Consider the following 26,665-nt stretch of genomic DNA (forward strand, 5'->3'; position numbering starts at 1 on the left):
CGAGCTCCCCCGCTTGGGGCAGTCTCCTATAATTGAAGCAAGTCTCTATCGCCATATCTGAGGCCCCAAAAGCACCTCACCTTAGTGATCCAGACTGACGGCAACTGAAGTACGCACGCTTCGACGCCATCACATATCCGATGGCCTTTCTGTTGCCAAAGCTACAAGGAAGTCGCAATGGACCCGCTGAATCTCGTGGCTCAAATCGCCGCCATTTTCGGTGCCGTGACACTCAGCGTGGTAGCTCCCTTCGAAATGTTTTTCTACGCGCGCCCCTTTGCCCGCAAGTTGTTACATGTTGACACAAAAAATGTTGACGACGCCAGGCTGTGGGCATTTTGTATCGGTGCTCGAAATCTCATGGCAGCCGCCGGGACAATCATTGGCCTGGTGATGATGTGGACCGGCGATGTGCCTACGGGCGTCGTCATAGTTATGACTGCTAGCTGGTACATGTTGCTCTCGGCCATCGCGATGGGAGCGGCAGACCTGTTGGGGTTCTGGAGACCTCGAGGTGGGAGCCTAACCGGGGTGCTGGGTTCCGGCATTCCACCGCTGGTCGTGCTGATCGCTGCATTGTTTTAGTACCAGACGGCCGTGGCGTCAGTCGTTATTCTGGCCGCAGTCGCTGGCGATTGCGCTTAATTTCAGAACGCTGCCGTTTGGCTTCAAGACGACGACGCTTTGAACCCCGCGTGGGACGAGTCGGGCGCCGCACCACCTCGGGCATCACGGCCTCGCGTAATAGGGCAGCCATGCGCTGCCTGGCCGCCTTGCGGTTTTGACGTTGGGACCGGTGTTCGGCTGCATCAATGGTCAGCACGGTGCCAGCAAGCCTGGCAGCTAACCGGTGCAGGACTCGTTTTCGTTGGACGTCGTCCAGGGCAGTTGTTGTGCCAAGGTCAAGACTGAGTTGTACCCGTGAATCGGCGGTATTGACACCTTGGCCGCCGGGCCCAGAGGACCGAGAAAACTGTTCAGTCAGTTCGGCTGCTGGTACCCGGAAGCCTCGAGGTGCGCCGGGTCCTGCTGGTACAACCAAATCTTGCATAGCTTCAGCGTACCTGTGCTCCGCCTGCGGTTGGTTGACCCGATGCCTGCGGTGGCATAGACGTCGACGCCGGCTGGTGGAACACTTGAGAGCAGGAAAACTCAAGCTGCGGAGGACCCATGATCAGCGAAAACCATCACGCAATCAGTTACATAGAATTCGGCGTGACAGACCCGCCCGCAACCCAGGCATTCTATGAGGAAGCCTTCGGGTGGCAATTCAACGATTACGGGCCGATGTACAGCGGGATTCAAGCTGCCGACGGCGCGTCTGAAGTTGGTGGGTTGAACCCTAACGCCGAGCCTTCCAACACTGGGCCGTTGGTCCTGATCTTCTCCACCGACCTGGACGCAACGCTTGCGGCAGTCGAAGCCGCAGGTGACATCATCGTCGAAGCCCCATATGGGTTTCCCGGTGGCCGTCGATTCGAATTTATGGATCCCAGCGGTAATCGTTTGGGTGTCTATGCTGACCAGTGAGTGAGGAGCTCGAGAGTAACGACGAGATAGGAGAGGTGAACACGATGGGAGTCAGCAAACGGCACGCTGATCCAACTGCTGGTCGAACTTCACGGCATGTACCGCCACCTGTACTGGCAGCGGGCGCTCTTGGCGCCCAAGTATTGTTGAGCGAAAAGCACGAGCGAACGAAACGAGCAAAGGCTGCCGGAACGCTCGTTGCAGCCGGATCGTTGCTGTTAATGGGTGGTGCGGTGATCGAGTTTCAGCCTTACCATACGACCGTCAACCCAAAGACCATGGACACCACCACACTGGTGATTGAGGGGCCGAATCGGTTCACCCGAAATCCGATGTACCTGGGACTGGCTGGGTTACTGACCGCTCATGCACTGTGGCGACGGTCCTGGTCAGCGCTCATTCCGGTTGCAGCCTTTGCACTGGTCATAGACCGAACACAGATCCCAGCCGAAGAAACGGTACTCCAACAGCGCTTCGGAGCCGCCTATGAAAGGTATCGGGCGACCACTCCGCGGTGGATCGGACTCCCACGGCGCAATTGAACGGCCAATACGTCCACACCAGGGAACTGAGAGCTTAGTTCTCCTGGGTGGACTTTGGGAAACGTCGTCCAGTGACTTCATGGGGACGGATCCGAACGAAGCGCTCCTTCTTGCCGGCTTGCCACGGACGCACCTCAACTTCGAAGGAATCGACGGCTTCGTCAATCGCCCGGAAAGACGTTGCGTGGCCTTTGATCACCACGCTCCAGACCAAACCCGTCAGGGCGTCATAACCATCGGCTTCAAAAGCCACCGCTGCATCGCTCAACGCGCTGGCCACCTTGGTGCCTTGTGCAGAACGGAAAAGGACGGTGCCCTGATCGACCGCAAAGTTCACTGGGAAAATCTCGGGGTGGTCACCGACGATAACGGCCAGCCGTCCCACCTCGGTACTTCGCAATAGCTCCCAGCATTGATTTTCCGACAGCTTCTCAACCGAACTCATGATCCACTCTCCAGCAGACGACAGTACTTCGACTAGCGATTTCCATGCTACAGGCTGGCTGAAAATGACAACATGATCCACCACAGGTCGCTTGTTCAGCTGCCACGCTCCCATTAGTCTGTGAGCATGACGGCGCCGGTGTACCAGCGAGAAACTTCAAGTTTTGATCGCGTGCTCGGGTTCTTAGACGCGATCTACGCTTTTGCAGTGACTTTGCTTGTCCTCAATATTGACGTCACCTCGTCAGATGCCTGGAGCAGCATCGAAGCGTTTTTCACCCAGGGGATGGGTGGGCAATTACTGGGTTTTCTGATTAGTTTCGTCGTCATCGTTGCCTTCTGGCGCCGCAATCATGAGATCCTGGCAGACTTCACCGGGCTGGACTCAACCACCATCACCTGGAATATTGTTGTTGCCGGTTTGATCATATTCATCCCGTTCACGACGCAAGGCATAAGCGATCCGCACACCGATGAGCTGCCATTGCCAACCGCGGTATATGCCGCCAATATTGCGTTGGCAGTTATTGCTCATTCGATCATGTTGCAGGTCGCGGCTCGCCGAGGTTTACTCATCAAACCGTTGAATCGCCACCAGTTACGTGCCAGGGCTCTCGACTCACTGGGCGCCCCGCTAGTTTTTCTTGTCTCCATCCCGGTTGCATATCTCGCCGATGGCAATACGGCGAAGCTCTGCTGGCTCACGTTGTTGATCGTTGGGCCACTCGGAGCCCGTCTGGTACGCCGTGTAGACCGCACTCAGGCTTCGGGCTAAGCACTTTTGACACCTGCATACTCGCTTGATGACAGGCCGACGCGGTATTCAACGTCTCGTACGACGGATGCTGCACGAGTTGTGAACCGTTTTTGATGACGAAGCCAGGTTCTTCGCCAGTACTCGCCTCTGCTAGCTGAGCGTGTCATGGTGGAACCATGCAACAACTTTTAGTGATCCACCACGCACCGACCCACAACGTACAGCAGCTGCTTGAGTCAGCGCTGCGAGGGGCCAATCATCCTGACATCGAGAGCGTGGAAGTCACCTCCGTGCCAGCTTTGGCTTGGGCCCGAGGTGAACAAGATGAGACCGTGATCCAACAAGCTGACGGGTATTTGTTCATCACCCCGGCAAACTTCGGATATATGAGCGGTGCACTCAAACACGTATTCGACAGCACCTTCCTGAAAATTGGCGGGTCTCTGAGTGCTGACGGAAGTGCTAGTGGTAGTGGCAGCGAGGCGCGTCGTCGACTGTATGGTCTCATTGTGCATGGACGATATGACACCACCGGTGCGGTTCGATCTGTGGAAGGAATCGTTGGTGGTTTAGGGTGGCGCCGTGGCGGTGAAATCTTGGAAGCCCTAGGCGATGTCACACCAGAACATCTCGAAGCAGCTGAAGACCTTGGAGCCACCGTAGCCATCCAACTCGTGGACTAGTTATCTATCGGAAAACGTCTATATATCGGTTCTTTGCTCCGTGCCTCAGAGCAGGGCGAGATCGAGGCTTATATCGACGATAAACGGTCAAGAAACGCGCTGTTGTCTATACACTTGGCTCCACACACCGACTCGTTAGCCTTGAGGGGCGGCAGCTATGGGCATGCTGAATTATGCTGCGACCATTTCTCTTGATGGATACGTGGCCAATAGCAACGCAGATTTTCAATGGGCGGCTCCCAGCGACGAAGTGCTTGCACATCATCTACAACGCATGCATCAAGTGACCACCCAAATACTTGGACGCCGAGTATATGGACTCATGAAGCATTGGTCCACGGTTTGTGAGCAAGCTGCGCACTCCACAGCAGCGACCGAATTCGCTCAGCGTTGGGTAGCTATAGACAAGATCGTCGTTTCCAATACCCTCTCCAAGGTCGACTTTTCAGCCAACGGGAGCCGGTTAGTTCGCGAGCTGACTCTGAGCGATATACGCCATATGGTGGCAAGAAGCCACGGTGTCACCCAGATCTTCGGGCCCACCACAGCAGCCGAAGCGCTTCGCACGGGAATGGTTGATCGCTTAGAACTGTTCATTGTTCCGGTTATGCTCGGCCAAGGCCGACGAGCCCTCCCGGAGGGTGCGTATCGCAAAATGAAACTCACGCAGCAGCAAGTATTCGACGATGGCACCGTCTTTCTTCAGTATGACAGAACCTAAGGTCGGGCAATACCTAGTCTGGGGCCTCCACGTGGCACCCTGTGCTTCGGATGATGCAGCTGCGCAACCCAGAAAGTCAACGCGGCGCAGGCACCTCATGACGCCGGGTTTATATAATTCGAACAGGTCTCTATCGCGGTATCTGAGCTGGTTTCATCATCTTGCCTGCGCACAGATGCTGCAACTTATGGTAGAGGGAGTCATAGTCATCGATGCTTGAAGGTGGCCGAAAAGGCCACCGTTGAGCGTAACAGATTTTAAACTTTCGCTCTAATCAAGCGTTGTCGTGGGGCTATCTAACAATCTGCGCTGGGAAAGGCTTCTGGAATCTAGCGCTTTTTATTCCTCGTGTGTCCGTCAAACGAAGGCCGTATCTGACGCGACAAGCAACGTCATGACGGTTTGAGTTCTTGAGCGAACATCACAATGATGCCGCTGGGGCCACGAACATACGTGAGTCGATACTGGTCACGATAGGTCGCGACGCCGCGCAACGGATGGCAACCGTGACGCGCGGCGATGTCGAGTGCATCGTCGATATCGTCAACGGCAAACGCGACCCGATGCATGCCGATCTCATGGGGCAGTGTTGGTTGAGTCTCAATTGCTTGCGGATGAATATATTCGAAAAGTTCCAGCCGGCCATGGCCATCCGGTGTCTGCAATAACGCGATTTTGACGTGATTGCCATCCAGCCCGACAGCGGTATCGGCCCACTCACCATGGACAGTGTCACGTCCTAAAACAGTGAGCCCGAGGTCGGTGAAGAACGCGATGGTAGCTTCCAAATCTCGGACCGCAATTGCGACGTTATCGATCTTGATGCTCATGCACGCAGACGACCTAACCGGACGTTGCTTCGGAAGAGCGCTGCCGAAGGAAAATGTGTAGCGGAGTTTCCCAACCGTTACAGTTGGGCTAAGACGTCCTTCCAAATCGGTCGCCAGTAGGCAACAGCTTCTGCAGAATCGAGCTTGAAATGCTGCAGCCCAACGAGTGCTTTGCCGGCCTGCTTGTCATTGATATTGACAACAACCCGCGTGCCGTCCGACAACGATACTCGCCAGTACCGCCAACGATCAGTGCTCGACGTTGATGCTTCGCCTTCGATCGGTACCTCACCAAACTCGGTTCTGGAACCAACGAGCTCTAACCATGCCTCCAGCACCTGATCTTTATCACCTCCAACGATGCGTGAAGTGGAGACCTGGAAATCACCGGTGCTCGTCTGTCCCGGTACGCGCAGTCCGGCATGTTGTTCAAAAGCAACTGCCGTGCCTTGGGCCCACCATTCTTTCTGTTCCACATCGGCAGGCATCAGCTCAAGGGCCAGCACAGCAATCTGGGAGTGATTCATGTGCCTGGCACCAGCATCTTCAAGAAGTTGTACCCATCGTTGCCAAGGACGGTTCGTTGCAGCCGCAATGGCAGAAGTATTCATCGGTTTGACCATGCCTTCTTTGATACCAGCGATGAAGTGAGTTGTCACTGGTGCTGTCTTGTTGGATGTTTGGTGCAAGCGTAAAATTCTGTGCATGCACAGGGAGCTGAGCACGCAAGGTTTCCTGCGCAACCCGCATGGTTGATCGCTTCGACAACGTCAACCTTGACCTTCGACTTCAGGACCTGTCACGACCCACAGTTGGGTCCCACGAAAGTGTGAATATGACGAGCCCACAAATACACAGCCACCAGCTGGCCGTTGAAACGCAAAACCTCACGCAGCGCTTCGGCACCCAAGCAGCTGTGGACAACGTCAATCTCCACATCGCCATGGGTGGCGTTCACGCCGTGTTAGGCCCCAATGGTGCAGGAAAAACCACCGTCATGCGAATCCTGGCAACACTGCTGCGACCTAGCAGCGGGTATGCCCGGGTTCTTGGCTATGACGTTGTCACCCATCCTGCACAAGTTCGTGAGCGGATCGCATTGACCGGTCAGTTCGCTTCGCTCGATGAAGATCTGACCGGGGTGGAGAATCTCGCACTGCTTGCCCGGTTGCGGGGGTATCGAGGACGCAGCGCAAAATCGCGGGCGGAGTCGTTGTTGGCCGCGTTTGGTTTGATGGATGCTGCAGCTCGCCAGGTTCGAAAATACTCTGGTGGCATGCGACGTCGGCTCGATATTGCCGCCTCGCTGTTGGTCCGACCAGATCTGTTATTTCTGGATGAACCAACGACGGGCTTGGATCCGCGCAGCCGAAACGATGTGTGGAACGCTGTACGTACCCTCGTCGATGCCGGAACGACAGTCTTGCTCACCACACAATATCTCGATGAAGCCGACCAACTGGCAGACCGGGTTACCGTCTTAGACACCGGACGGATCGTGGCAGAAGGTACGCCCAGTGAACTCAAAGCCATCGTTGGGTCCGGAATGTTGCACATCCGGTTGGCCAGCCCTGACCAGGGACGTACGGCGGTCACGCTGCTTAATGCACGATCCGAAGAATCTGCTGAACTCAGTAGCGATGGCTTCACGGTGAGCCTTCGGTTAAGTGACATCGCCAAGGCCGCTCCGATGATCGCCGAACTGCAACACCAAGGTATACAGCTGACGGAGTTTTCACTTGGTCAACCCAGCCTGAATGAGGTCTTTTTGGCGCTGACCACTCCGCGTTCTACTCCACAGGAGCAACACGATGACGGTTAACAATCGTAGTGACGAACAGTTTGCTGTTCGCCTGGAAGACGCATTGGAAACTGCTGGATCGGTGCGTCTTATTGGACCTGGGTTAGCTGTGCTGACCTATACTCGGCGATCCCTGCTCAAAATCCGCCATGTGCCCGAGCAATTGCTCGATGCCGTGCTGTACCCGGTGTTGTTCGTCCTGATGTTTACATACGTATTTGGTGGTGCCATCAGCGGCACGCCCGAAGATTATCTCCAATTTGCGCTGCCCGGGATCCTGACACAGACGGTGATATTTCTGACGATCTACACCGCGATGACGATCAATACTGATATCGAAAAAGGCGTTTTTGATCGGTATCGTACCCAACCGGTCTGGCGACCAGCTCACCTGGTTGGAGCATTGCTTGCTGACTCCCTACGGTATGGCATCGCCACCACACTGACGTTGGTCGTCGGATTGCTAATGGGCTACCGTGCACCAGGTGGAGTGCTTGGTGTCGTGGCGGCCGTTGCCGTGTTATTCATGTTCTGTTTTGCACTGAGTTGGATGTGGTTGGTCATCGGGCTCAAAGTGCGAACGCCCAGCGCGGTCCAAGGTGTCTCGGTGCTGATCCTGTTTCCGCTGACATTCATCAGCTCGGTCTTTGCGCCACCGGACACGATGCCTGACTGGCTGCAGGTGTTCGTCAATGCGAATCCGGTCAGTCAGCTCGTCGATACGCTGCGAGACCTCATGAACGGTATGGCTAACTTCCAAAGCATCCTGATTGTGATCGGGGTATCAGTCCTGATAACGGTGATCTTTGCACCCATCGCACTGCGGATATACAACCGCATCTCATAACAGCACGACCACTCTTTTGCGCACATCGGATAACGCGTGTGAACTCGGTTGAAAGTGACTGGCCTAACGCCTTGAGTAAACTCTGGGTGGCTTGCTTGATGAAACCTCGATGAACAGCAATGGAAATTTCCCTGAGTTTCAAGATATGCAAGAAGGCTGCTGACGTGCGGGCGTGACGAGGGCTTCATGCTTCGGGATTGAGAGCGGCGGCTGCGGCACGGACATGTGCCGGATCTCCAGTTGTCAGAGCATAGATACCGTAGTTGATCGGTGAAATAGAATAGAGCTCGGCGCAGTGCTCAGCGAATTTCGGTCCAACGTTGCCACCGTGTTCTATGTACCGTTGAACGGTTGCCGCAAATGCTTCGTCGGAGACCAAGACACGATGAAACGCGAAATCCTGAGCAGGATCACCGATCGCGGCGGTCGTCCAGTCCAAGACACCGACTATTTTTTGATCGGTGAGCAGCAGATGACCCGGGTACACCTCGCCGTGGGTGAGGGCCGAAGTTGCCGGCCAGAATCCGTCATCGGCTAACCAGGTGTTCCACCGATCTAGCAAGCTGGCGGCGACCTGAAACTCAGACGACACTCGAGTGATGTCGTCTGCAATGGCCTGCCGCACCTCATCTGGAGTCCGGATTTCAATACCGGTGTCTGCAACCTGCCGGTGATCGATCGAATGCAGCTGTGCTAGGAATTCACCCAACGAATGCGTGTAGGTCGGGTCCTCAACATCCACGTGCCAATCCAGTGAGCCGTCGAGGCCGATTGATAAGCCAGGTTCCCCGGGCAAAAGCGGGTAGGCAATCAGCTCTGAACTATGAATACGCCAGTCGGGGACGGTTACATCTAGTAGCGGAGCAACACGTTGTAAGAGTCGACCCTCAATAGTGGCTCGGGGCATGACATCCGAACGGCGGGGAATCCGCAGGACCCATCGTTCGCCGTTGTGAGCCGTGGCAATGGCAACCCGAAAGTCCAGTCCGATTTCATTGATAGTGATGGTCTCAGGGATAAGGCCGAGGCCGTGCTGGGCGGCAAGCTGTGCGATAGATGTTTGGTTGTTGGCTTCTGTCTGCATGTTTCTACTGTTCCATACCAATTATCGAGGCAATAGGGGATGCGCAGCTACACAGCGGTGATCTGCCAGACGTGACCATCGGGGTCAGCACATAGCGCTGTGTAGCCCCAGGCCTGTTGGGCTGCAGCGGTGATAACCGTTCCACCGGCTGTGATGATTCGTTCAACGAGCTTATCAACATGTGCGGCGGCTTCCACCGGGAGACCGAGGATGCTCTCGTTGACGCCTGCGGGTGCATTTGTGTGTTTGTCCAGCACCCAGTCGAACCCGTCGTTTGGGATGAGCATCAGTCGGGTGTGATCATTGAGCCGGAATTGCAGGGGTTCCGGAACGCCGTCTTCGAGTGGCTCACCAATAAGTTCGAAGTCAAACGCCGCCATATAAAAATTCATGGATCGTTGCCGGTCGGCTATACCCATACTGATGATGAGGTCAACGGACTGTTCAGCCATAGAGCACTTCCTAAAGACCAGAGTCTGGTGATTGATGATTCGCGTTTGCACGATATGACCTAATTTTATGAGGTCGACTGGGAATGCAAAACGTGCTGGTCAACGGCTGTTGGAACTACAGCACAGATCAGCTCACATGCCGTCGGCGCATTGTCCAACAAGCTTAGGGGTGCTCAGATGCCAAACGGTGCGGAATAGCGAACAACCCCTGCCGGGAGTTTGCGATCCGGTCTGAGCGAAAGGGCCATGAGGGCATTGTCGGGCACCTCGATACTGAGCTTGATGCCATACGGTGAAGCTGGTTTGAAACCAAAGCGCGGGTAGTACTCGGGATGGCCCAGGACAATAACGAATGCTTCGCCTTGTTCCTCAGCAGCGTTCAGCGCGGCTCGGATTGCTGCAGAACCTGCGCCGGAGCGTTGATGGGAGGGTAAGACGGCACACGGAGCAAGTGCCAAAGCAGGAACTTCATCAATGTAGCAACGTGTTAAGAGCGCATGTCCGACGATCGCGCCGTCATCAGAGGTAGCCACCACAGATAACGATGCGATCCATTCTGGTTCGTCACGCAGCGCAGCTACCAGTTCGGCTTCCTCGGCCGTTTCAAATGCGGCACGATGCACTCGATGAATTGCGGGAATATCCGAGCTGGTTTCAGGACGTGTTATCCATGCTGGGGAAGGGCTCATAAGCATTACCTATTCGTTCGGGCGGGAGCGAGCGCTGGTGGACATTCGACGTGCAAGGCTCACACCACGTGGTGTGAGCACCAGCTCTGTCCCATGGTGCTTGGTTTCACGGCTCATGGTCAAGCTTGCTCACGGTGGTACCGAATTGAAAGGAACACAGGAACCATGATGACTGCATTGAATAGGCCATAAATTTTCAGAACCCACCGGATGTGCCAACGGGTCGACGACTAACGTTGTTGCAGCATGGGCTGACCCGTGAGAAGGCGGCGCCAATCGGTGGCAACGAGACTCAACAGTCCCGAACCGATAAGGAGCAGCACGCCAAGGACCAGCAGACCAACTTCAAACCAGGAGAGGCTCAGCCCACCACGACCGGAGTAGGCCTGCAAGGTACTGACCAGCACAATGAGCACGTACCCGAGGCTGGCTGCGCTGACCGTTGCGTACCGACGGGTGGGACTCCACTGCGTGAATAAGCCCAGCAGCCCAATGACCGGCAGGACTTGAATTGCATGCATGGCAATACCGTGCGGGTATTTCAAGATGCCTGCGTCACCGAACACAACACCGCTTGGCCCAAAGACGGCGTCATCATGACCGACGACAGCAGGTTGTACCCCGTGGGCGATGATCAGTGCCCCCAGCACTTGGCCTGCAAGTAACAACAGCATGCCGACCCGAATAGCCAAAATAATGCTGGAGGGCCCCCGGCGCATGTTGGTAAACGACAAGACTGTCAGGATCAGCAGAGTAGTCGCCACAATGGCCACGATAATACCCATTGCCTGAAAAACCATCGCATCGAAGGTCGTGGTGAAGTTGAAATGGGATGGCACGCCGCGCCAAGTTTGCATCGTAATCAGTGCGGTTTCGGCAACACTGGCGAGGCCAAGTGACCCCAACAACACCCATGACACGGTCTTGGACAGCCGCAAGGCTGGGCAGATTAGCGCGATCGTGGCTGCGGTAATCCCAAAAGACAACCCGAACAGCATCGGCTTGCGCCATGACAGTGGTCCATCGAATGAACCGCCTGTGGCGAGTATGACGATCCCATGGAAGATTCCCGAAGCGATCAGCAAGATCCCGCACGCTAGCAAAAAATGATGCGGTGCCTTAAGCCACCGTTGGGACCCTGGAGACAGCGTCGCCTCGCCCGTAGGTGATGGAGACGAAATATTGCGTGCCATGACATGAATCGTACGTTGCGGAGGTGCACTGCAAGTAGCCATTGTTCAACGGCAGGCCCAATTGTATTGCCGGGGGATTTTAGAAAATTTTCAAGTTATGCGTCATGTCAATCCTCCCGGTCATGTTGGCTGCTATCTTGCATAGAGCACTTCAGTAAGTGTGAAGCAGACGGCACGTGAGAGATAGGACGTAACGATGACCAAGCCAGTCAATACTCAGCAACCAGGGCGGTCGGGTGAAGATCGATCCGCCCGCATTGCGGTAACGGTCTTTCCGGTCATCATTATCGTCGCGTTTCTCATCGGGTTTTTGTTCCCAACACAGACGGCACCGCTTGCGCAATACACCAACATTGCACTTGGCATCATCATGTTTGCCATGGGGATCACCCTGACCATCCCGGATTTTGCTTTGGTCATCAAACGACCACTACCAATTCTGCTGGGTGTCATCGCCCAGTACGTGATCATGCCTACCCTGGCTGTGGCACTGGTCTTTGTCTTCCAATTGCCACCCGAACTCGCCGTTGGCGTGATTCTGGTGGGTTGTGCCCCGGGCGGCACCTCGTCAAATGTCATTACCTACCTCGCCAAGGGTGATGTCGCACTGTCAGTCACGATGACGTCGGTTTCAACGCTGTTGGCCCCAATCTTCACACCGTTGCTGACCCTATGGTTAGCCGGTACCCTGCTGCCGGTGGATGCCGGCTCTATGGCGATGTCCATTGTCCAGATGGTGCTCCTTCCAATCGTTGCCGGACTGCTGGTCCGCTGGTTGCTGCGCACCTGGGTTGATAAAGTTCTGCCGCTATTGCCATGGGTCAGCGTGCTGGGTATTTCCTACGTCGTTGTTGCTGTGGTCTCGGGCTCTGCCGATCGCATCGTCGAAGCAGGCCTGCTGGTCTTAGCTGTCGTCATCCTGCACAACGGCCTGGGATACCTACTTGGTTACTTCGCAGCTCGGGTATTCAACTATCCAGAACGCGTCGCGCGCACCACCTCGGTAGAAGTCGGCATGCAAAACTCCGGACTGGCAGCCACACTTGCTGCAGCACATTTCAGCCCGGTCGCAGCGCTTCCAGCCGCGGTCTTCAGTGTGTGGCACAACATCTCCGGTGGCCTGTTGGCACTGTTCTTCCGTTACCGCTCGGCACGCCAAGAACGACGTGACCTGGAAATCCAAGAAACACCCAGCAACGTCTCATAACCGCCCATCCGCACAAGCTCCTGGATTACGCTGGGTGCACACGATCATTCATGAGACGACTCGCGTTGCGAACTGGGCACTCTGGGGTGGTAATTCGCCATCAACGTCCGGTCTGCACGTGGGCTGTAGCCACGACAGGTCAGGAGCACAGGATGGCGTCGAATCACAATCGTTCGGTGGGAGCATTTTTTGCCGGGGTCTTCATGGTCAATAGTCTGGGACATTTCGCAACAGCGATTGCAGGAAAACAACACCTCACCCCGCTGGCAGGACGACGCTCAGGGCCTGCCGTCAACGCGCTATGGGGTGCCATGAATCTGGCCGGTGGGCTGGCCCTTGCCCGCCGGTAGACAACACCGGGTGCCCGATGGGGTCAGGAACTCCACAGCTTCGGTGTGGGTGCAGCGGCCATGAGTGGCTGGATGTTTGTCAGCGAGCTTGTCTGGCGGGTGAATACAACGGCATAACACCGCATGCTGTCATTGTTGGGCACAATGCAGCGTGCGTCGTCGAGCGCGAGGAAAACAGGTCCTGACCGTCTGGTACTGCCACAACTGGTTAGGACCGCATGCCGCGAATCACGCTGTCAAGAATTAAACTCTGTGCCCGTTGCACTTGGACTCCGGTGGCAAACCACTGGTGACCGTAATCGGAGGGCACCCAACGTGTCTTGCCAGCCTGACTGCCGTAGGCCGGGATCTGGATCTTCGCCTGTCGAAACTCAAAGACCTCCGGATGGCTGACCGCCAGCAGTGTGAGCGGATCACAGGGATTGGACTGTTCTAGGCCGTGATGGTGCCACCACGTCTGCGATTGCTCGACAATCAGCGCTGTAAGTGGATGCTCGGGTCTGGCTCGTTGGATCGTGTCTAGATCGGATGCAGCATAGGGTACTTGGCGGCACAGCTCGATGCCGATGCAGATAATGGGGATGCCCAGTTCCATGAACCGCGCGGCAGCCACGGCGTCGGAGAAGACATTGTGGTCGGGCCGGCCTTCCTCGAACTGGCCTGCCATGGCTACCACACATCGTGGTTTGACCTTGCAACCCTCCAGTGCCTCAACGGCATTGGTGAGCGGCCCGATGGCGGCGACGACCAGTGTCGAGCCGTGGGCCCGCAATGCGTCGGCATACACTGCGGCCGCGGTGGTTTCCGGGTCTTCAACCTGGCTGAGGTCGAATCCCTCGCCTTCGTGTCCGGTCCAGAACACATCGCGCCCAGATCTTGGTTCAGCACTGCCAAAACCAATAGGAACGTCGTCTCGTCCAGCGATCGACAACGTAGCGGCGGCAATTCTGGCCCGAAGGTGAGTGTGTCCGTAGACCGTCGTCACGCCGACCAGTTTCAAGTTTTGGCTGCCCAAGATAAATAATAGAGCCAGTAAATCGTCCACATTAGAACCGATATCGGTGTCTAACAGTACGGGTGTTTGTGATGCATCTTCGGTGTTGGTGAGTGGTGGAGGTGTCGACATGATGAGTGCTCGTTTCTCCCAAGCAGTCCGGCTGATGCGCCGCGCTTGTTCTTGCCTCTGTACCACCAACACTAACGGAAAACCTCCGTCAAAACGGGTTGCTAAAATACTAATCGACTCGTAGGTGAGCATATTTTTCATCGGCTCGACGTGTCTGATCGGACAACCCCGAGATGATGTTGTGTTCGCCAGGAATTGTCTCTGGAACCACGAACAAGATTCGGTGATTTTGCACTATGCGACCCTGTAGTATCCAAATGCCAGGAATACACATCGCGCAGCATGTCACGCTTTTTATCGTTGTGACCGCCTATGCGGTGGAGGATTTCGGACAATGCGCTAATTGCATCTACGATGAATGGGCCTTTGTTGAGCATGACGGCCTCGGCCTGCTGCGCGGCGCCCGCATCGGTAATTTCGGTTCTGGAGGGTAGCTCGGATCAGGGTTCGATCCGTCGATTACCGGGCAGGTCAGTAGGTTATCCACAGGCCCATAAAAGAATTCTGACGCCAGTCCTAGGCTGTAGACATGACACAGCACACCAAAGAAGACTCCATGAAATTCAAGTTGGCGTTGCACCCCTGGCCAGAGTTCAACATACGAAGCGAGAGCCTGTGGGGACACTGGCTTGATCAGGAACAAGGCCTGGTCAGTTGCAAGAATAATGCTTTCTACGTCCCGCTTGCGGTCAATGACACTGTTCGTGTTGCCCGGGATAGATCCGGCATTTGGCAGGTGGTGGAGATTGTCAGACTGGCGGAGTCTGTCGTCACGCTAACCTCATTCGACCCACCTGTGATGCCGAAACAAGCAGTGGCGGTCTATGACGGGTGGGTTGCCGAGGGCAAGTCCGTGTACACCGAGGGTCCGGGCAATGGAATGATGGTGACTGCTTGGCGAGAGTTCTTGTCAGTCGATGAGGTATTGGAAGCACTCTCACAGTGTTCGACGCACGGGTGGGCCATTTGGGAGATACTCACGCCGGAACGGCGCAATCAGGAATTGGTGGAATGCGTTGATCTTGTACTCGGTGGCTAGAAACCGTGCTGAGTGCAGCAATAGCTGGCACTTGACGATGGCAGACCACCTCTGTGGATGTGACTCTTGGCGAGATAACACTTGGTATGCGCCGACATATTGTAGTCACCGCTGCCGAATGGATGGCCAACCTGGGCCCTGCCATAGGATGGGGCTATGTGGATACGCGGCAGGCCCAAGCGCCAAACCAATAATGCCGAGCAGCGCACGCCGGTCAACCGTTTTGTGCGCGCGGTTCTCGGGTTCTTTGCCGCGCCGCGGGTCGATATGCGTGAAGATTATGAAAAAGTGCGCAGATTCCAACGTCACATTGCCGCACCCCGGGTTGCAACCAACCGCGCCGTCGACCACGAGGTGCCATCCGAATCGGGAACACACCACATCCCGGTCAGAGTCTTTCACCCCAAAGAACAAACCCGAGACGAGGTGCTGGTCTTTTTCCACGGCGGCGGTTGGGTTATCGGGGATGTCGAAAGCTACACGCCAACCTGTATCAACATGGCCGATCTGACCGGCGCCGTCGTCGTCGCCGTCGATTACCGACTTGCCCCTGAATACCCGTTTCCTGCCGGTCTTGAGGACTGCTATCAAATCCTTCGCAGTTTATTAGATGACCCCAACCCGGCTGGCATGGAGGATGCCGACAACATTGTGCTGATCGGTGACTCAGCAGGAGCCAACCTGGCTGCGGCCGTGTCACTGCGCTTGCACCAGGAAGGCCACCGAGGTGTGGCTCGTCAGATTCTGTTGTATCCGGTCACGTATTGGGATCACGATCCGCAAACTTCACCGTTCGACTCGGTACGAGAACACGGCGAGGGCCTGCGACTGACCAACGCCGAAGTCCAAGCGTACTTTGACCTGTATGTTCCCGACCCCGCCGGCCGCAAAGCATGGGAGGTGGCGCCCCTAATGGCACAGGATCTGACCAACCAGCCCCGCACACTGGTCATCACCGCAGAACTCGACTTGCTGCGAGACGAAGGTGAAGCCTACGGGCAGGCATTACGATCGGCCGGAAACAACGTGCATATTCACCGGGTCAACGGCGCCCTGCACGGGTTTATCGCCCTGCCCAGACTCTCCCGAGCGCTGCGGGAGTCCTACGAGGTGATCACCGCATTCTTGGATGACGCCGACCAAATACAGGACCCGACATGACGCGACGCAAATGGGTCCGATTAGACAACGCTTCGAATATTTTCCTGGCGGCACGCAGTGAAACCGACACCAAGGTCTTCCGGCTCAGTGCTGAGCTGGATCACGAGGTGGACCCCCAGCTGCTGCAAACCGCACTCGATATAACATACGACCGCTATACGCTGTATCATGCGGTGCTCCGCCGCGCGATCTTTTGGTACTACTTACAAGACAGCGATCTGCGCCCAACCGTGACACCGGATGAGCAACCGACGTGTGCTCCCATCTATGACGCCGACCGCACGGGTCTGTTATTTCGGGTCATATATCACCGGCAACGCGTCATCTTAGAGGTCTTCCACGCGCTGTCCGATGGCACCGGCGCCCTATGGTTTCTCACGGACCTGGTGAGCGAATACATCCGGTTACGCTACCCGCACCGCCCCGAATTTACCGACACCTCCACAGCCCAGCTCATCGCCCAACCGGGGGCCGCCGATGAGAACATCGCCGCACGAGATCTCGCCGTTGACAGCTTTGCCCAATACTTCCGACGGCGCAGCCTGTCCGATGACCAGGTCACAGACATTGAGGCCGACTCAAGCCTGACCACAACCACCAAGGTCTTCCAAGTCTCCGGAACCCGCACCCCCGACTACCGCACACGGGCCGTGGAACTGACCGCGTCCGCCAACGATGTGCTCACTTTGGCAAAAGCCGAAGGCGTGTCGATGACCATGTATCTCACCGCCCTATTTTTTGAAGCAATCCGCCGTTCCTCCGGTGGTTTCGGCAGATCTCGCACGGTGGCGGCAACGATCCCTGTCAACCTACGCCAGTTCTTCCCATCGGTGTCGCCCCGAAACTTTTTCGCCACCGTGCGCGTCGAACACACCTATGGTGAAGGCCCCGACGACATTGCTTCGGTCGGCCGACAACTGGAACAACAATTCCGACCCAAAGCCTCCCCGGAAGCACTGGGCAAAAAACTGCGCCGACTCACCCGGGTTGAGCGCTCGCCGGTATTACGCATCGTGCCACGCCCCCTCAAAGACGTCATCTTGCGTGGCCTGAACTGGGCCAATAACCGCGGGCTGACCGTTTCGGTTTCCAACCTGGGACGCGTGACTCTGCCCGAAACCATTGATGCCCACGTCGGAGCCATGGGCTTTCACGTCTCGGCCGTCCGCCCACAGATGTGCGTGATGTCGCACGCCGGACTCCTGACCATCAGCTTCACCTCACCGTTCATCGAAACTGACCACATCAGAGAATTCGCGCGCTATCTGACAGACCAGGGCATCGCGGTCACGGTCGCTGCAGCCCGGGTCACCGAAGCAGAACTCGCTCAGGAGCAAGAGCCATGAAACGATGCCCCGAATGCTCAGTCGAAATCGCAGGCGGCTGGCAGCACTGCCCACTGTGTGCCAAACCCACCCGCGGTCACGCTGCACCCAGTCCCTTTCCAGCCATTGCTCTGAACTTCTCGCGACGGCACATTTTCCGGATGTTGTTTTTTGGTTCCCTAGCGATCATCATCGGTTCCTTCGCAGTCCAACTGCTGCTGGGCCGCGGCGCGGCTGAATTCGGTGCGGTGCGCTCCGTATGGCTTGGCGTGGTCACCATGTGGCTGGTCGCGGTCATGGCGGTGCGCAAACGTCGCAACGTCGCCAAAAGTATCGTGTACCTGGTACTGATCGTCGGACTGGTGTGTCTCTACTGGGATTATCTCAACGGTTGGCAGGGGTGGTCGCTGAACTATGCCATCCCCATTGTGTGTGGTTCCTCCATCCTGGCGCTTTTGATCACTGTGTGGTCGATGCGCATGGAGGTCGGTAACTACATTATTTACAGTGGCATCACCATCCTGCTGGGCCTGTTGCCCATCGGGTTCTTAGTCTTCGGGTGGGTCACCACCACTCTGCCCTCGGCCATCTGCGTTGCCGTGAGCGTGATCGCACTGGTCGTCATCCAGGTTTACCGTGGCGCTGAAGTCCGGCACGAACTTGCCAAACGCCTACACGTATAAGCCGTACACCGCTAGACTTTGAGGCAGCAACCGCGCCTGCCATTTGGGCACGCGAGTCCCGCGCCAGGAGGTTCACCTCATGGGAACGCTGAGTTATGCAGTTACGATGTCGCTGGACGGCTACATTGCCGATACCAAAGGCGACTTCCAATGGGCCACCCCCAGCCCTGAAATCTTTGACGTCCACCTGCAACGCATGAGCGAAGTTTCCACAGAAATCATAGGGCGCAAGACCTATGAACTCATGCAATTCTGGGATATCTACCCAGATTCCGATGAGTCCACGCCAGCCGAAAAAGTCTTTGGGCGTCTGTGGCAGCACATCGATAAAGTCGTGGCATCATCCACCCTGAGCCCAGCAGATATGGTCGCCGACGACGACGAACTGGTACCCCACCTGGAAGTGGAACGGATACGACGCATCGGCCAAGAGGTTGAGGGAGTCGTGGAGATCTTTGGCCCAACCACTGCCGCAGACGCAATCCGTGCGGGACTCATTGAGCGTTTTGAATTCTTTATCGTGCCGATCATCATTGGTGGCGGCCTAAAAGCCCTGCCCGAAGGGGTGGAGTTGGGCATGGAGCTTGTCGAACAGCGCACCTTCGACAACGGTACGGTCTACCTGCGCTATGAACGGAGCGCGTAGATTTTCTGCGGTTTTCAAGTAATCGCACCCCAGAGGTAGCTTCTCTAGACCATCCCCGGTACGCTATGAGGTTGTTTGCCGCGGTTCTGTGCTGTTGGTGAAAGTCTTCTCACGTTACTAAAGCACCGAAGGATGTGTTGTTATGGATGGCTCATTTCTGTCTGGAGGGGCGCCCATCATCATCGGCCTGATCATCGTTCTCCTTATTATCTGGGGCATCGTGATCTACAACCGGTTAGTCAAAGCTCGTAACGCTTCGAAGGAAGCGCTCCAAGGCATCGACGTCGCCCTAGAAACACGCTTTGACCAGATCAAAGCCCAAGCCGATGCTGCCTCTGGAATCGTCCAAACCGAAGTCGAGCTCATACTGAAAGCCACATCACTGCGCACCGGTCGCACCATTCGCGACCTGACCGTCGATGAAAAATCTGAGCTGAATGCATCGCTGAAAGAAGCCGAGCAGTACCTGATCCAACAAAGTCAACAGGGTCCGGGTGCACTTGCCTCAATTGAGAACTACCCGGATATGAACACGTGGCAGAACGTTGAGTTGCTGCAACGTACCATCAATGAAGTTGAAGAGCGTCTGCAAGCTGCTCGTCGCGTCTACAACCGTGCTGCCACTGATTACAACACCAAACGCGAAGTCTTTCCAACCGTGCTGATCGCAGGCATGCTTGGCTTCCGCGAACACGAACTGTTTGAACTCACAGACCAACGCAAACGCGCTCAGTACAACCTTGAAGGATTTCTCGACAAATGAGTTCGCATCCAAGAATCTCTGTGCCATCATTTGACTCCGTTTGGTCAAATATTCGTCAACATTCCACCAAGGTCACCAAGGATACCTCCTGGATGACCACCTGGAATGCTAAATCCATCGGCTTGATGATTCCGGTGTTCATTGGTCTGGGCCTCTTTGTTCTGGCGCTATTATTCTTTTTCACCGGCCTTGAGCTCCTCGGTATGCTCGCCCTGGTACTTGCCGTGATTATCGCTGCACCCACCGTCGTCTACGTGATGCGCCAGATGAACCAAGCCTCTGGCCAGTACTCCCAAACCGTTGTCGCACCAATGCTTGAAGCGCTCGTCGAAGAACTCAGCGCCCGCACCGTCACCGGTAGTGAATCGAATTTGAAAGCATCCTATGATCCTGACGGTGGTATCTCCAGATCTGTGCTGTCTTCATCCGGTTTCATTCGGGACGCTAACGCAACTCAGGAAGACTACATTCGTGGCACCTTCGGTGACACCGACTTTATGATCTCCGATGTTAAATGGCAGACCTCCAAGATCGAACTGAGTCAGGAAGCCAAACAACGCCAGGCCCGTCGCCAAGAGCGCGAGCGCAAACGTCACGAACGCGAACGCGACCGCAGACTGCGTGATAAACACGGTGATAGCTGGCGTATTCACAAACGCATTGAAGACCACCGTCGCAACTCCAGCGGCTCGCTCACGGATTTGTTGCCAGGCTCCTTGGTAGAACAAGTCAAAGAAAAATACTCTCGGTTTGAAGAATCCACCAATTGCATGGGGCCTTCCATGGTGTTTTTCGTCGCTGATTTTCACAAAGATTTCAACTCTCGCACGTATCTGTTACCCCGCAAACGTGAAGACCAGGCGATCCGGTCCTTCACCGAAGAAAGCGCTGCAAAAACGGGACTTGAACCGATGGTGTTAGAAGACCCTGAAATCACTAAACGATTTGAAGGCTGGACCACCGATCAAGCTGAAGCTCGTTACTTAATCACCCCGCAACTCATGCTGGCTATTAGTGACGCTGCTGAACGCATGGAGTCCGATCGGATTGCCGTATCGTTCCATGGCACTCGTATGTACTTTGCGGTGGTCATGGATACCGACCGTTTCAGCCTGGGATTCCAGAAAAACGAGGACGATGGCTACCAGATGGCCAAAGAGATTTACGAGGATTTGGTCGCTTTCATTTCGCTGATTGAACATTTCAATCTCAACACCAGGATCTGGACCAAGGTCTAATCCGGGTCTGACCGGGTACGCTGTTAACACCACCAGCGAGCCCGGAAGGACGCAGATGCAAGCCAACCAAGCCCTGCAACGAGTCGGTCCCTTTTATAAAGCGTTACGTGAGTTTGCCTATGACGACGGCATCTTAGTAGATCTCAACGCATTAGATTGCCGCCGCACCCCGGGCTTTGAGGATTCCAACGGCGAAAACTTTGGCAAAGTGGCGGGACAACAACTGCTAGCCACCAATACGGAACGGTTATCAGAACTGCAAACCAAACTGTTCGCTAATGCCCAAGCCGCCGATCTTCACAGATCCGTGCTGCTCGTTATTCAGGGGATGGACACCTCTGGAAAGGGCGGTATTACCAAACACGTGGTCGGGTCGATGGACCCCCAGGGCATCCACCAGGTTGGTTTCAAAAAACCCACTCCAGAAGAGCTACAACACGACTTCCTATGGCGCATCCGCCGCCATACCCCACGGCACGGTGACATTGCGGTGTTTGACCGTTCCCACTATGAAGACGTCCTCGTGCACCGGGTTGAAGAACTGACCCCACCTGCTCGCCTGCAGCGCCGCTACGGTTCGATACGGCAGTTCGAACAAGAACTCGCCCACAACGGCACGCTCATTATCAAAGTCATGCTGCACATTAGCCTGGATGAACAATATCAACGGCTCTCCACCCGACTTGATGACCCGAATAAGCACTGGAAGTTCACCCCGGCAGATATCGATGCCCGGTTGAAATGGGATGATTACATGGAGGCTCATCGCATCGCAATCGAGGTCACCGATAAAGAACACGCCCCGTGGTTTGTTATCCCAGCTGACCGGAAATGGTACGCCAAGCTGGCTGTTCAACAGTTATTGATCGAAGCCCTCGAATCCCTGGACCTCTCGTGGCCGCCGGGCAATTTTGACCTTGCAGCGCAGCGTCGCAGACTCGAAGCGAGCCGATAGACAACCCAGGGGTCGATGGGAGAAATTGGGACGGCGGCTTTGCAGACAAACTCATCGCCACCGCAGACTTATGATGCACCCTCCTGCGCAGCGTTCTTCGCGTTGAGAACGGATGCACTTCAAAATCGTCTGCTTGACTATGATGAGCGCTCATGGAGACAACCGAAGTCGTACTGCAATCCTCCGAAGCGGTAATCGCACATATCGAAAACCACGCCACACCAGGTGGGGTAATCCTGGATCCTGAACAGCGCCGGCTTGTCGAAGAGATCACTGCGTTTCTGCACAACGCCGCCACCGCAGGGCACACCGCCAAGCTGGGACAAAGCGGCTATTTCGTCTACGGTCCACCAGGGCGCGGGAAAACCTGGTTGATGACGCAGCTATTCGAAACCGCACCGTATCCAGCCGAGACGAAACGTCAGGTGCATTTCCACGACTTTTTTCGCGGACTTCAGCGACAGCTCGGGGCCAAAACGAGTACACGGGAGGCCATCGAGGCGACGTTACAAGACCTGCTCACCGGCACCGAGCTCTTCTTCTTCGATGAGTTACACGTCCACGATCCCGGTAGTGCTGTCTTGCTGAACCGGCTGTTAGCCGCCATTGCAGAACACGGTATTCCCACCCTGATCACCTCGAATTATGAGCCGGAAGGATTATTACAAGAGCCAGCGTTTCATCACGTGATTGAGCCAGGCATCAAAATACTTCGTGAACATTTTTCGGTGCTCACGCTAGATGGCGGAACCGACTATCGCCTGCAACATGTATCCCATGATGCAGGGTTTGCCTCCGGCCGCTGGCTCGTCGTCGAGCCAGGACACACCCCGGCTCAGACGCTCCGCGCAGCGGGCTTGGTGCCGCCGGAACCAGAAGAGGCAACGACTGTGCTTGAGGGTCACCGAGTGCTGAGAGCCTTAGCAGCACGGGGCAGGCAGATTTGGTTCGATTTTGCTGACCTACTGCAGGCGCGCTCAGTGACAAGTGACTTTATGGAACTGGTCGAAGACTACGACCAGTGGGTGTTGACCGGTGTGCCCAAACTGTCCAATACCGACCCGGCCTCTCGTCAGCGTTTCGTGACACTCATCGACGTCTTGGTCGACCGGGACATCCCGCTGACCGTTTGTGCCACGGTCCCTCGTACGGAGCTGTCCCATACTGAAGAGCCACCACCAGACCTGTTTCGCACGATGAGTCGCCTGGCACTGCTCGGAGATCACTAGCCGACTCATCCCAGCGGCGCCGATGGGCACCAGTGCGTCGTCGAGGCAATTGCTCCACAATAGCTAGCTCACCGAAGCCTGCTGAATACTGAATTCACGCCGGTTCAGGGAGAGTTCACCGAGTGTTTCCTGAGCCTCGGAATTCATCTGTGTACAGAGCCAAGAGTCAGTCGTAGGGTGGAAGTGGATATCCTGTAGGAGGGCTTCATGTCGGATGTAACCAAAAGTGCACAACAGCTAGCGGACCTTCACGAATCTGGTCGCATGATCGTTTTACCAACCGTCTGGGATACCTGGAGTGCCGGGGTCGCAGCGGATGCAGGATTTCAAGGGCTCACTGTGGGGAGCCACCCCGTTGCTGACTCTATCGGTAGCGAAGACGGCGAGTACATGAAAATCACCGCATACCTCAAGGTCGTCAAACGCATTGTCAGAGCCGTGGATGTTCCCGTTAGCGTCGATGTGGAGTCAGGCTATGGGCTGCAGCCGGGGGAGTTAATCCACAGACTGCTCAGCGTTGGCGCAGCCGGTGCCAATATCGAAGACGTCGTACACACCGAAGGTGGCCGGGTGCGCTCCCGCAATGAACACGCCGACTACATTGCCCGGGCCCGAGAGGCCGCAGATGCCGCAGGTGTCCCATTTGTCATCAACGGACGGACAGATGCGGTCAAGCTTGGCATGGAATTTTACCGCGACCCACTCCACGAAGCTGTCGAGCGGCTTCGTGTCATGGAACAGGCGGGTGCTCGAGCTGTCTACCCGGTTGGGTTGACCTCAAAAGATCAAGTCAAAGCGGTCGTTGAGGCTGTTTCCGTGCCGGTTAATGTCACTGCACATCCCGTCGATGGTCACGGGGCCGGCGATTTCTCTGCTCTGGAGAGATTGGGTGTGCGCCGCGTGACTTTCGGCCCACTGTGGCAGAAATGGCTCGCGGAAGTCTCCACAAAACAGCTTAAACACTGGGTTGCTCCCTAGCGCAACGCCTGTTGATATGATGCATGGAGCTGACATCAGCTCATATCGCTCGATTTATTCAACAGGTGGAGTTTCCAAGTTATGTCTGATCAGTTGCCCGCATGCCCAGAGTGCTCCGAAGAATACACCTACGAATCCGGTGCACTATTCGTGTGCCCGATGTGCGGCCACGAGTGGTCCCCAGCCATCGCCGATGAAGCCGATACAGCACTGTCGGGTGCAGTCATCCGTGATGCCGTCGGCAACGTGCTGACCGACGGCGACACCGTCACCGTCGTGAAAGACCTCAAAGTCAAAGGCGCCGGCGGGACCATCAAAGTGGGTACGAAAGTTACCGACATCCGACTTCTTGAAGACGGCGTTGATGGCCACGATATCGACGCTCGAGTCCCGGGCTTTGGCAACATGCAGCTAAAATCCAGCGTGGTCAAAAAGGCCTAAGACTCCCGAAATGTAACAAGAGAAAGTGAGTCGTTATGACCCGACCTCGCATTATCTGCCACATGCACACGCTACTCAACGGCAAAGTCGATGGCATTGCCAACATCACAGACGTGGGGTGGCGCGCCCAGAAAGCGTATTTTGACCTTATGCTGGGCGTCAATCGTTTCTATGACCAACACCGCGGCTGGATCAGCGGCAGCGGTACGAGCGAAGCGATCATGGGTGGGCCCCGCGAGGTTGAGTTGTCGGAACCCACCGAGCCGGTTCCGGCAGGTGATTACCTTGCGGATCCAGAAGCAGCGATGTTTTACTTTGCGGTCGATCGGACCGGCAAGCTCGCCTGAGATCGCAATAGCTTTGAGTATTTCGATGTTAACGCGCACATTGTGGAGCTCATCCCGGCCAGCGTCAGTGATGCCTTCAAGGCGTATTTGCGTAGCATAGGCATCTCATATCTCATCGCAGGTGAAGAACAGCTCGATATGTCTGTGGCGGTAGAAAAGATTGGCCGCATTTTCGATATGGATCAGTTGATACTCGGCGGTGGGCCGACCCTGAACTGGTCCATGATCCGTGAAGGACTGTGCGACGAACTCAGCCTGGTGTTGATGCCGACCGCCGATGCGCAAAACCACACAAACTCACTGTTTGAATCGCATGAGCAGTTCTCGACACCAGCACCATATGAGTTCAAATTCCTTGACGCTCAACCGCTCGAAGACGGTAGCGTTTGGATACGCTACGATGTCGTCGGCGAGATCCAGGCAGACTAGAACGTCACGATAGGTTTGATGGTCTTACCCGAAGCCGAATCCTCAAATGCCTGGTTGATGTCAGCCAGGGGATAGGTCTGGGTGAGTTTTTCGATTGGGAATTTGCCCTGGCGCCACAGGCGGACCAATTTGGGGATGAATTCTTGTGGAACGGCGTCGCCTTCAATAATGGTCTGGAAAGACCACCCCTTGAGTAACGATGCCCCGACTTCGAAGCTGACTTCGTCACCGAGATTTGGTGCGCCAACTAATCCAACGCGACCGTTAATGCCGACTGCATCGGCGGCCTGGCGCGTCACTGCGGTGATACCGGTCGTGTCCAGCGCTACGTTGACTCCGTCGTCGCCCACGATCTCGTGTAGCCGCTTGCCAAGGTCTTCGGAACCCGAATTGATGGTGTCGGTTGCGCCGTAATCTTTAGCGGCTTCGAGCCGGGAATCGACCAGGTCAATGGCGATGATGGTGGTTGCCCCAACGGCTGCGGCAGCCATAATGGCCGATGAGCCAACCGCACCGGTACCAAAGATGGCAACCGTTTCTCCAGCGCCGACTTTCAGAGCGTTGATGATCGAGCCTGCACCGGTCATCAGGCCACAGCCCAAGGGGCCAAGTAGATCCAGTGGTGCGTCGTCGTCGACTTTTACGACCGAACGCACGGAGACGTTGGCGTGAGAGGCAAATGATGATTGACCAAAGAAGTGCGATGACACCTGAGTGCCGTTATCAGACAGTGCGGTCGTGCCGTCGATGCGGACGCCGCTGAAGTTATGGTCATAAAAGTTTTTGCAGTATGCGGGGCGGCCGTGCAGACACTGGGTGCATTCACCACACGAGTTGAATCCCAGCACGACGCGGTCTCCGGGTTTGATGGTGGTCACCGCCTCACCGATGGCTTCAACAATGCCGGCGCCTTCGTGCCCGAGCACAGCGGGTAGTGGGGTGGGGTAGACCTGATCACGAACGATCGCATCGGTGTGGCAGACCCCCGTTGCGGTGAGTTTGACTTGAACTTCGTCGGGACGAGGATCGTCGAGTTGCAGGGTTTTGATTTCAAATGGTGCGCCTTTGCCCGGCGTCACGGCTGCGGTAATTTCCACGGTGCCCTCCTAAGAATTGTGGCCTCGCTAAGACTCGCGAGACCACTTTTCACCGTACGCTTCGGTCGTAGCAGTGTC

At 55.9% G+C, this 26,665-nt stretch carries 34 protein-coding genes; 24 read left to right on the top strand and 10 right to left on the bottom strand.

Annotated elements, in window-relative coordinates:
- Positions 1–177 precede the first annotated feature (177 nt).
- Positions 178–585, top strand: coding sequence for a DUF1304 family protein (locus A6F49_RS13485; protein WP_235604997.1), 408 nt, complete (start codon positions 178–180; stop codon positions 583–585).
- Between the two features lie 25 nt (positions 586–610).
- Here A6F49_RS13485 and arfB read toward each other — a convergent pair whose 3' ends face one another.
- Positions 611–1,051 carry an alternative ribosome rescue aminoacyl-tRNA hydrolase ArfB gene (gene arfB, locus A6F49_RS13490; protein ID WP_043058654.1) on the bottom strand — a complete coding sequence of 147 codons (441 nt, stop codon included), beginning with the start codon at positions 1,049–1,051 and terminating at the stop codon, positions 611–613.
- Positions 1,052–1,170: 119 nt separating this feature from the next.
- Between arfB and A6F49_RS13495 the strand changes: the two genes are divergently transcribed.
- Together A6F49_RS13495 and A6F49_RS13500 are read left to right on the top strand one after the other, a co-directional pair.
- Positions 1,171–1,530 carry a VOC family protein gene (locus A6F49_RS13495; RefSeq protein WP_043058653.1) on the top strand — a complete coding sequence of 120 codons (360 nt, stop codon included), beginning with the start codon at positions 1,171–1,173 and terminating at the stop codon, positions 1,528–1,530.
- Between the two features lie 44 nt (positions 1,531–1,574).
- A complete protein-coding gene (locus A6F49_RS13500; protein ID WP_043058652.1) occupies positions 1,575–2,072 on the top strand; it encodes a methyltransferase family protein in 498 nt (165 codons plus the stop codon).
- A 34-nt stretch (positions 2,073–2,106) separates the two neighbouring features.
- Here the strand turns inward: A6F49_RS13500 and A6F49_RS13505 are convergent, their stop codons facing one another.
- A complete protein-coding gene (locus tag A6F49_RS13505; RefSeq protein WP_043058921.1) occupies positions 2,107–2,517 on the bottom strand; it encodes a pyridoxamine 5'-phosphate oxidase family protein in 411 nt (136 codons plus the stop codon).
- Between the two features lie 126 nt (positions 2,518–2,643).
- On the opposite strand from A6F49_RS13505, the gene A6F49_RS13510 reads away from it, so the two are divergent.
- From A6F49_RS13510 to A6F49_RS13520, 3 genes are all read left to right on the top strand, one after another.
- On the top strand, positions 2,644–3,291 hold the full coding sequence (locus A6F49_RS13510; RefSeq protein WP_043058651.1) for a TMEM175 family protein: 648 nt from the start codon (positions 2,644–2,646) through the stop codon (positions 3,289–3,291).
- Between the two features lie 158 nt (positions 3,292–3,449).
- Complete coding sequence (locus A6F49_RS13515; protein ID WP_043058650.1) at positions 3,450–3,956, top strand: flavodoxin family protein; 507 nt, start codon at positions 3,450–3,452, stop codon at positions 3,954–3,956.
- Positions 3,957–4,113: 157 nt separating this feature from the next.
- Complete coding sequence (locus A6F49_RS13520; protein ID WP_043058649.1) at positions 4,114–4,677, top strand: dihydrofolate reductase family protein; 564 nt, start codon at positions 4,114–4,116, stop codon at positions 4,675–4,677.
- 392 nt (positions 4,678–5,069) lie between these two features.
- Here A6F49_RS13520 and A6F49_RS13525 read toward each other — a convergent pair whose 3' ends face one another.
- Together A6F49_RS13525 and A6F49_RS13530 are read right to left on the bottom strand one after the other, a co-directional pair.
- Positions 5,070–5,507 (bottom strand): VOC family protein, encoded by a 438-nt coding sequence (locus tag A6F49_RS13525; RefSeq protein WP_043058648.1) that lies wholly within the window; start codon positions 5,505–5,507, stop codon positions 5,070–5,072.
- Between the two features lie 77 nt (positions 5,508–5,584).
- Positions 5,585–6,166 carry a hypothetical protein gene (locus tag A6F49_RS13530; RefSeq protein WP_201120323.1) on the bottom strand — a complete coding sequence of 194 codons (582 nt, stop codon included), beginning with the start codon at positions 6,164–6,166 and terminating at the stop codon, positions 5,585–5,587.
- A gap of 176 nt (positions 6,167–6,342) precedes the next feature.
- Between A6F49_RS13530 and A6F49_RS13535 the strand changes: the two genes are divergently transcribed.
- A complete protein-coding gene (locus A6F49_RS13535; RefSeq protein WP_043058919.1) occupies positions 6,343–7,329 on the top strand; it encodes a daunorubicin resistance protein DrrA family ABC transporter ATP-binding protein in 987 nt (328 codons plus the stop codon).
- Positions 7,319–8,155 carry an ABC transporter permease gene (locus tag A6F49_RS13540; RefSeq protein WP_052504990.1) on the top strand — a complete coding sequence of 279 codons (837 nt, stop codon included), beginning with the start codon at positions 7,319–7,321 and terminating at the stop codon, positions 8,153–8,155. The genes A6F49_RS13535 and A6F49_RS13540 overlap by 11 nt, the downstream gene beginning before the upstream one ends.
- 184 nt (positions 8,156–8,339) lie before the next feature.
- Here the strand turns inward: A6F49_RS13540 and A6F49_RS13545 are convergent, their stop codons facing one another.
- The 4 genes from A6F49_RS13545 to A6F49_RS13560 all read right to left on the bottom strand — a co-directional run bounded on the left by A6F49_RS13545 (position 8,340) and on the right by A6F49_RS13560 (position 11,573).
- The gene (locus A6F49_RS13545) at positions 8,340–9,239 is read right to left on the bottom strand and encodes a macrolide 2'-phosphotransferase (protein WP_043058647.1); all 900 of its coding nucleotides are present in this window, start codon (positions 9,237–9,239) and stop codon (positions 8,340–8,342) included.
- A 47-nt stretch (positions 9,240–9,286) separates the two neighbouring features.
- Entirely contained in the window at positions 9,287–9,691 is a 405-nt protein-coding gene (locus tag A6F49_RS13550; protein ID WP_043058646.1) for a VOC family protein, read from the bottom strand.
- Between the two features lie 173 nt (positions 9,692–9,864).
- Positions 9,865–10,380, bottom strand: a complete 516-nt coding sequence (locus tag A6F49_RS13555; RefSeq protein WP_043058645.1) for a GNAT family N-acetyltransferase — start codon at positions 10,378–10,380, stop codon at positions 9,865–9,867.
- 230 nt (positions 10,381–10,610) lie between these two features.
- Complete coding sequence (locus A6F49_RS13560) at positions 10,611–11,573, bottom strand: hypothetical protein (protein ID WP_150119499.1); 963 nt, start codon at positions 11,571–11,573, stop codon at positions 10,611–10,613.
- 196 nt (positions 11,574–11,769) lie between these two features.
- Between A6F49_RS13560 and A6F49_RS13565 the strand changes: the two genes are divergently transcribed.
- A complete protein-coding gene (locus tag A6F49_RS13565) occupies positions 11,770–12,780 on the top strand; it encodes a bile acid:sodium symporter family protein (protein WP_043058644.1) in 1,011 nt (336 codons plus the stop codon).
- Positions 12,781–12,932: 152 nt separating this feature from the next.
- Entirely contained in the window at positions 12,933–13,130 is a 198-nt protein-coding gene (locus A6F49_RS13570; protein WP_043058643.1) for a hypothetical protein, read from the top strand.
- 208 nt (positions 13,131–13,338) lie between these two features.
- Here the strand turns inward: A6F49_RS13570 and A6F49_RS13575 are convergent, their stop codons facing one another.
- Positions 13,339–14,256 (bottom strand): nucleoside hydrolase, encoded by a 918-nt coding sequence (locus tag A6F49_RS13575; protein WP_161485822.1) that lies wholly within the window; start codon positions 14,254–14,256, stop codon positions 13,339–13,341.
- A 257-nt stretch (positions 14,257–14,513) separates the two neighbouring features.
- On the opposite strand from A6F49_RS13575, the gene A6F49_RS18085 reads away from it, so the two are divergent.
- The 14 genes from A6F49_RS18085 (at position 14,514) to A6F49_RS18205 (ending at position 25,490) form a co-directional block, all read left to right on the top strand.
- Entirely contained in the window at positions 14,514–14,690 is a 177-nt protein-coding gene (locus tag A6F49_RS18085) for a hypothetical protein (protein WP_161485823.1), read from the top strand.
- 95 nt (positions 14,691–14,785) lie between these two features.
- On the top strand, positions 14,786–15,295 hold the full coding sequence (locus A6F49_RS13585) for a hypothetical protein (protein ID WP_150119500.1): 510 nt from the start codon (positions 14,786–14,788) through the stop codon (positions 15,293–15,295).
- Positions 15,296–15,451: 156 nt separating this feature from the next.
- Positions 15,452–16,456, top strand: coding sequence for an alpha/beta hydrolase (locus A6F49_RS13590; RefSeq protein ID WP_043058640.1), 1,005 nt, complete (start codon positions 15,452–15,454; stop codon positions 16,454–16,456).
- Complete coding sequence (locus A6F49_RS13595) at positions 16,453–17,802, top strand: hypothetical protein (RefSeq protein WP_043058639.1); 1,350 nt, start codon at positions 16,453–16,455, stop codon at positions 17,800–17,802. The genes A6F49_RS13590 and A6F49_RS13595 overlap by 4 nt, the downstream gene beginning before the upstream one ends.
- Positions 17,799–18,464: a DUF6320 domain-containing protein gene (locus A6F49_RS13600; protein WP_043058638.1), complete on the top strand. Its 666-nt coding sequence runs from the start codon at positions 17,799–17,801 to the stop codon at positions 18,462–18,464. Before A6F49_RS13595 ends, A6F49_RS13600 begins: the two co-directional genes overlap by 4 nt.
- 79 nt (positions 18,465–18,543) lie before the next feature.
- Positions 18,544–19,110, top strand: a complete 567-nt coding sequence (locus tag A6F49_RS13605) for a dihydrofolate reductase family protein (protein WP_043058637.1) — start codon at positions 18,544–18,546, stop codon at positions 19,108–19,110.
- A gap of 142 nt (positions 19,111–19,252) precedes the next feature.
- Entirely contained in the window at positions 19,253–19,873 is a 621-nt protein-coding gene (locus tag A6F49_RS13610) for a LemA family protein (RefSeq protein ID WP_043058636.1), read from the top strand.
- Positions 19,870–21,111: a DUF3137 domain-containing protein gene (locus A6F49_RS13615; protein WP_082911794.1), complete on the top strand. Its 1,242-nt coding sequence runs from the start codon at positions 19,870–19,872 to the stop codon at positions 21,109–21,111. The genes A6F49_RS13610 and A6F49_RS13615 overlap by 4 nt, the downstream gene beginning before the upstream one ends.
- 55 nt (positions 21,112–21,166) lie before the next feature.
- Entirely contained in the window at positions 21,167–22,066 is a 900-nt protein-coding gene (locus A6F49_RS13620) for a PPK2 family polyphosphate kinase (RefSeq protein ID WP_082911795.1), read from the top strand.
- Between the two features lie 152 nt (positions 22,067–22,218).
- A complete protein-coding gene (gene zapE, locus A6F49_RS13625; RefSeq protein ID WP_052504987.1) occupies positions 22,219–23,295 on the top strand; it encodes a cell division protein ZapE in 1,077 nt (358 codons plus the stop codon).
- A gap of 207 nt (positions 23,296–23,502) precedes the next feature.
- Positions 23,503–24,273 (top strand): isocitrate lyase/PEP mutase family protein, encoded by a 771-nt coding sequence (locus A6F49_RS13630; protein WP_043058634.1) that lies wholly within the window; start codon positions 23,503–23,505, stop codon positions 24,271–24,273.
- Between the two features lie 81 nt (positions 24,274–24,354).
- The gene (locus A6F49_RS13635) at positions 24,355–24,714 is read left to right on the top strand and encodes a zinc ribbon domain-containing protein YjdM (protein WP_043058633.1); all 360 of its coding nucleotides are present in this window, start codon (positions 24,355–24,357) and stop codon (positions 24,712–24,714) included.
- Positions 24,715–24,749: 35 nt separating this feature from the next.
- Positions 24,750–25,061, top strand: coding sequence for a hypothetical protein (locus tag A6F49_RS18200; RefSeq protein ID WP_043058632.1), 312 nt, complete (start codon positions 24,750–24,752; stop codon positions 25,059–25,061).
- Positions 25,062–25,103: 42 nt separating this feature from the next.
- Positions 25,104–25,490 carry a dihydrofolate reductase family protein gene (locus tag A6F49_RS18205; protein ID WP_201120325.1) on the top strand — a complete coding sequence of 129 codons (387 nt, stop codon included), beginning with the start codon at positions 25,104–25,106 and terminating at the stop codon, positions 25,488–25,490.
- Here the strand turns inward: A6F49_RS18205 and A6F49_RS13650 are convergent.
- The gene (locus A6F49_RS13650; protein WP_043058631.1) at positions 25,487–26,587 is read right to left on the bottom strand and encodes an NAD(P)-dependent alcohol dehydrogenase; all 1,101 of its coding nucleotides are present in this window, start codon (positions 26,585–26,587) and stop codon (positions 25,487–25,489) included. The two genes, A6F49_RS18205 and A6F49_RS13650, sit on opposite strands and share 4 nt — an antisense overlap.
- Between the last annotated feature and the right edge of the window lie 78 nt (positions 26,588–26,665).

The sequence above is a fragment of the Enteractinococcus helveticum genome, assembly GCF_001657475.1.
GTDB classification, from domain to species: Bacteria; Actinomycetota; Actinomycetes; order Actinomycetales; family Micrococcaceae; genus Yaniella; species Yaniella helvetica.